Raw genomic sequence first — 5433 nt, forward strand, 5'->3', positions numbered from 1 at the left:
TGCTGGTGCCACGCTTACGGTGCGAACACACCTACTCCCCAAGCAGTTGCAGCCCCCGCCGCAGAGGTGAAGGTCAACGACATAAAGGAACTTGCAGAGTTCATGGGCACCCGCGAGCACACCTGCACGCGGTTCCTGCTGACCAAGGACGAGACGCCGGAGTGGATCGCAGCCAAGTACGGTGACGCCATTGAAACCGCGCGTTTCCTCCGAGACTACCGGGACAAGGCGGAGGCGGACGGGGTTGGCGTCTGCGAGAAGGCAGCGGATGCTCTCGCCAAGGACATGCTCGCAGCAACCCGAAACGACAGCAAAGCCGCGCGCGAGGAACTGCGCACTCTCGAAGCAAACACTCGCACTGGTGAGGGCACTGCCGCTGACCATGTCGCCTACATGTATGCGATGGCGCGTACCAAAATACCTGACGGTGGCAAGTGATCGACCAAGGTTATTCGCCGGCAATCGCTACACGCGTTCGGGTTCAGCGCGGAACCGTATGCCCATCACTGCTTTGAAAAGCGACTGGACTGAACGGCCGTAACTCTTTGCACTGCGGACTTTCGACTGTCGCCGATGATCGTCTCATGTGGGTCCAGCTTGTGTGAAAACGCATGGTGATCGCCTAAACTGAAGTAACGCATTCAGGTCGGGCGGTCACATGAAGCGATTCGTTGAAGGCGAAGACCGTAAGCAAGCTGTTTTGCTGCCCGAGTATCTCGAGGACTATGTGTCCGACGACAATCCAGTGCGCGTAGTCGACGTCTTTGTCGATGAGCTTGAGCTTCATGATCTCGGCTTTGACGGAACCGCTCCCGCGATGACGGGACGCCCCTCATATCATCCATCCGTGCTGCTCAAGATTTACGTCTACGGCAATCTAAATCGGATTCAGTCGAGTCGGCGTCTGGAACGTGAGACTCAACGCAACGTTGAGCTGATGTGGCTAACAGGCCGCCTTTCGCCGGACTTCAAGACCATCGCTGATTTCCGCCGTAACAACGGCAAAGCGATTCGCAATGTGTGCTGCCAGTTCATCGTGCTATGCCGTAACCTGGACCTCTTCTCAAAGTCGATAGTGGCCATCGACGGCAGTAAGTTCAAAGCCGTCAACAATCGTGATCGCAACTTTACGAGCGGGAAGGTTCAGGCGCGCCTGCAGCAGATCGATGAGAGCATCGCGCGATATCTTTCCGCAATGGAGACGGCAGACCGGACTCAATCCGATGTTACTGAAGCGAAGACGAGTCGCATCAGCGACAAGATCAGCAAGCTCAAACAGCAAATGCAGGACCTCAAGACCATGGAGCAGCGATTGCGCGACTCGCCAGATGGGCAGGTCTCGCTGACTGATCCAGACGCACGCTCAATGGCAACGAGCGGTCGGGGAACCGGAATGGTTGGCTACAACGTTCAGACGGCCGTTGATGACACGCATCATCTGATCGTGGCGCACGAGGTCACGAACGTCGGCAACGATCGCAGCCAGTTGTCGAACATGGCCGCCCAGGCGCGGGCGGCTACCGGCATCACCGATCTGACCGTTGTTGCCGACCGGGGCTACTTCAAGAGCGAGGAAATCCTGCAGTGCCACGAGGTGGGCATTACGGCCTTCGTTCCTAAACCGCTGACTTCGGGCAAGGTCGCTGACGGTTACTTCGGCAAGCAGGATTTTATCTACGTTGCCAAAGATGACGAGTACATTTGCCCTGCCCAGCAGCGGCTCAACTGGCGTTTCACAAACATCGAACACGGCATGACGCTGCATTGCTATTCGAGCTCAGCCTGTACTACCTGCGACATCAGGAAACAATGCACATCAGGCAAACAGGCGCGCCGGATAAAGCGCTGGGAGCATGAGGCCGTCGTTGAAGCGATGCAGCAACGGCTCGACCAGAAGCCGGACATGATGCGCATACGCCGTCAGACCGTCGAGCATCCATTTGGTACGCTGAAGTTCTGGATGGGCGCGGTGCACTTCCTGATGAAAACCCGCGAGCATGTCAGCACTGAGATGAGCCTTCATGTGCTGGCGTACAACCTCCGGCGCGTCATGGCGATCCTCGGCACTGGGTCGATGATGCAAAAGATGCGGGCCTGAGGACCGACTTGCGTCAGGTCCGCTGTGCCGGCGCGCATCAAGGCGCCCAGGCACCTCTGCTTCTCTCAACGTCATCAAAAACCCGATAACCGTAAGACCGGCTCAACGAGGCCGACGACGGCCGTAATGGCTCGTTGGGAAAATCGTCGGGGTGCCCGCGCCGCGTTTTTACACAACCTGGGTCGGTGGCCGTCTCTTTCCCCGGAATTCCGCGAAGAACATTTTTTGGGGGCGAGCGGAGCAGGCCGCCTTCCCGAGAACGGAAAGGACGCGACGAATGCAAATGCTTCTATTAGAGTCTGCCTTGAGTCGACGGTAGCACGCAGGCGCCTGCGGCCAGAGCCAATGACTGGCGGCAGACTACCTTACCAACGGTCGCGATCGGGCATCCCATCAACCGCCAGAGCGATACGGTCTTCGAACACCAGATCCGAATGATCGCCAGGCGTCGGAATCTTTGGGAACTGCGCATAGCGCTCGCCATCAATGTCCACCCACTTTACGAGCTGCATCAGCTTGCGATAGCGCGCAGCGTCATTTAATAGCGGCTGGATCGGCCAGCAATCATTTGTGGATATCGCGGCGTCGACGAGTCTTTGCGCGAGCATCGCGAAGATGGGGCCGCGCGCTTCCCAATCTCCTTCGTTGCGCGCGAGCAAGTTTATGACCATCTGGGCATCGCACGCTCCGACTTCCTTTTCGATGAGGTCGCGTAGATCGCCGTCCGTGACCTTCGGGCGATCGAGGCGTTGGTTCCAGATCTTCGCGCACTGATCAAGAGCTGCATGCTCGTCGTTGTCGACTGCAATCCACGGCGTCGTCATGCCACAGTCGGCGCAGTAGATGCACGCAAGCTTTTCGGTTTTCGGCGCGTAAGCGGGGCGAGTCAGCGCGTCGCCGATCTTCGGCGGTCCAGCGTGACGGCCGAATCGCCCATAGTCGAACCCGGCCTGGCCGATTTCAGCAACTACGCGTTGTGAGAATCCGGCGGTGCCGCGCCCGCCGCAGTGATCGCATGGATAGAGCTGTTCGTACATTTTTCCGGTTTTCGCGGTTCGATATATTCGCAGGCATTATCGGTGGACATTGAACGCGCGAAAAGCCGGATTTACAACTGGTAAGATGCTTTGATTATGTATGAAGAATAGTTTCAGGGAAATTGTTGTGAACCCGGTCGTCCAGTTCGCGACCGGCGGCCTTTTTGCCGATCCGATCCATGGTCTGCCGGAACGCATTGGGGCCGAGCGCGTTCCAGCCGTCGTTGTAATCGAAGAAGCCGCTTTCGATCCTGCTTCGATCCCGCTCGACTATGTCGCTGCCAGCACAACTATTTCCGGGAGCCCATTCTCCCCACTGCTTGAAAAAATAGGCGACGCCGGCGGCCTCGCACTGATCTCTTAGCGATCGCACCCATGCCGGGTGGATGGGACGTGCGTTGCGTCCGCTTTCACCGCCGACAATGACCCAGTCGAGCATTAGCGGGGCTTGCAGTTCATGCGGCTTGCTCCAGGGGCCAATCCAGTCGAAAAGGTTGACGGGGCCGAGTAGGGGCTCCATCGAGAGAAAGCGCACATTGGCGGGCGCGTGGACGAGTTTGTCGATATCCCGGTCAGCTTCTTCCTGATTGACGATGGTTGCACCCAGCCAGACGTTGTTCGGCGCGCCTTCCGGAAACATTTCGGTCAGCATCGCAGTGGCATTCCCAATCCGCTTTGTGAGCAACATCCAGACAAGATGCGGCGTGTCGCGAATGAGCTTGGCGAAGCGTCCGCGTTGCCCTTCGGGTGCGGCGTTGTCAAACGGATCGCATACGCTCGGGAATACCTTGCGATAGTGGCCGGCCTTCGCAGCCGCATCGTTCCAGCGCAGCGGTTTTTCCCAGTGATCGTCGCTGTAGATGCGGCGAATTGCGCCCGGCCCCCAGTTTTCCCCATGGCGTAGCCAACGATTCATCGACTCCGCGTAGCAATGATCGCAGCCCGGGCCAACCTTCTGGCAACCCCCCTCTCCCACGGGCTCCAAGTCATGTCCGTCCATTCGATTTTGGTGTTCGCCCCCATTGTCTGCCTCCCCTCAAATTGCTTCGACTTCGAGACGCGACGCCGCAAGAGTGCCGTACTGCCGGGCGCGGGCTTCGATGGTGTCGAGCCACGGTAAGTACGCCGCGTCGCTGGCGTGTTCGACGGCCGACGGCACGATCACATGGTCCAGCGCGGACGCCGTGAGATTGATCTTTTCGAGCGTCCTTTGATCTGGAACGACCCAGAAATACCAGCGCTGCACGAAGTACCACCAGGTTTTCGCGCGCTCGAGCTCGGCCCAGGTAGCGCTAAAGTCGAGGACGGACCCGACTGCACTGAAGAACACGCACCGCACGCCATTGGAGGTGGCAGCGGCGACGACTACCTGACGGCCCGACGAGAGTGACTCGAGATCGTGGCAGGCGCAACCCAAAGCCGGGTAACGGCCCAGCCAGTCGAGCGAGCGCGAGATCGCGCGTTCCAGAAAAAAGCTTTTCCCCAGCATGGAAGACTCCGATAGTTAGATAGTCCGATCGGGAACCGGGCGTGCAATTCCAACGGGAAGTCAAGGTTCCCCGTTTTTCGCATACGCCACCCGCTACCGCGCGCGCAGCCGTTGTCCGTCGACCCACGCCTTCCGCAGCGCCGCCCTGACACTTTCTGGCTCGTTGGGATACTTGCGCAGCACCCATTCATCGCTGAGGACGCGCTCTTCATCGGTCCAGTCGTCGGTTTCACCGTCCCGCGCCTGCTCGAATGATGCGAGCGCGTTATCGACCAGGAGCCGGATCGCGCTCAGGCGCTCCTGCAGCACGGAAAGCCACTGGCGCACAGAATCGGGTCGACCGGTGAGAATGAACGGCGCCGCCGCATAGCGCGTCAGGTTGAGGATGTCCTGGAGGATTTGGGATATCTGTTGCACGGATACTCCTGTTCAGTGGATTGGGGCCGGTGGAAGTCCATAGCTTTCAGTAAGAGGAACGGAAATCGACGCCCTGATCCCAGCGGCTTTGCCAGTGCACGAGGTAGTCCCTCGCGACGCCCGGGCAGTTCCAGAGCACGAGCGCATTTTCGCTATTGCGAGACGCCGCGGCCTGGCCGTTGTTATATTGCGTTGTCAAGGCGTTTCTCGTTGTCTAACCCTTTAATAGGGCCGTACATAAGCCAACCACAATGCGATACTGCATCGCATTGTCTCTACGAATCCGATGGCGCCTCCGAGTGCCGCGGCCAAGACCAGGAAAACAAAATTCTGCATCCGAGCAGGGTCGGCTATGACCGGCCGCGTCGGGCGGCAGTCGTTTAGGTTTATTC

7 protein-coding genes are annotated in these 5433 nt (G+C 58.7%); 2 read left to right on the forward strand and 5 right to left on the reverse strand.

All coding sequences use genetic code 11. The annotated features are described in order from the left end of the window. Positions 1-438: hypothetical protein (locus BN2475_RS30940; protein WP_218023747.1), on the forward strand; the 438-nt coding region annotated here is incomplete at its 5' end. A gap of 220 nt (positions 439-658) precedes the next feature. Then, positions 659-2098, forward strand: coding sequence for an IS1182 family transposase (locus tag BN2475_RS30945; protein WP_094783191.1), 1440 nt, complete (start codon positions 659-661; stop codon positions 2096-2098). Positions 2099-2463: 365 nt separating this feature from the next. On the opposite strand, the gene BN2475_RS30950 is transcribed toward BN2475_RS30945, so the two are convergent. The 5 genes from BN2475_RS30950 to BN2475_RS30970 all read right to left on the reverse strand — a co-directional run bounded on the left by BN2475_RS30950 (position 2464) and on the right by BN2475_RS30970 (position 5240). Further along, positions 2464-3135: a Lar family restriction alleviation protein gene (locus tag BN2475_RS30950; RefSeq protein WP_094783192.1), complete on the reverse strand. Its 672-nt coding sequence runs from the start codon at positions 3133-3135 to the stop codon at positions 2464-2466. A gap of 94 nt (positions 3136-3229) precedes the next feature. Further along, positions 3230-4051: a DUF5131 family protein gene (locus tag BN2475_RS30955; protein ID WP_342744668.1), complete on the reverse strand. Its 822-nt coding sequence runs from the start codon at positions 4049-4051 to the stop codon at positions 3230-3232. A gap of 120 nt (positions 4052-4171) precedes the next feature. Next, entirely contained in the window at positions 4172-4624 is a 453-nt protein-coding gene (locus tag BN2475_RS30960; protein WP_094783193.1) for a hypothetical protein, read from the reverse strand. 93 nt (positions 4625-4717) lie between these two features. After that, positions 4718-5041, reverse strand: a complete 324-nt coding sequence (locus BN2475_RS30965; protein WP_094783194.1) for a hypothetical protein — start codon at positions 5039-5041, stop codon at positions 4718-4720. 46 nt (positions 5042-5087) lie between these two features. Further along, on the reverse strand, positions 5088-5240 hold the full coding sequence (locus BN2475_RS30970; protein ID WP_174642092.1) for a phospholipase D-like domain-containing protein: 153 nt from the start codon (positions 5238-5240) through the stop codon (positions 5088-5090). Between the last annotated feature and the right edge of the window lie 193 nt (positions 5241-5433).

It is taken from the genome of Paraburkholderia ribeironis, from assembly GCF_900019265.1.
In the GTDB taxonomy this organism is placed as follows: domain Bacteria; phylum Pseudomonadota; class Gammaproteobacteria; order Burkholderiales; family Burkholderiaceae; genus Paraburkholderia; species Paraburkholderia ribeironis.

Coding starts and splice junctions, on each gene's coding strand:
- BN2475_RS30945 (WP_094783191.1), top strand. CDS start 659: ATGAAGCGATTCGTTGAAGGCGAAGACCGTAAGCAAGCTGTTTTGCTG.
- BN2475_RS30950 (WP_094783192.1), bottom strand. CDS start 3,135: ATGTACGAACAGCTCTATCCATGCGATCACTGCGGCGGGCGCGGCACC.
- BN2475_RS30955 (WP_342744668.1), bottom strand. CDS start 4,051: ATGAATCGTTGGCTACGCCATGGGGAAAACTGGGGGCCGGGCGCAATT.
- BN2475_RS30960 (WP_094783193.1), bottom strand. CDS start 4,624: ATGCTGGGGAAAAGCTTTTTTCTGGAACGCGCGATCTCGCGCTCGCTC.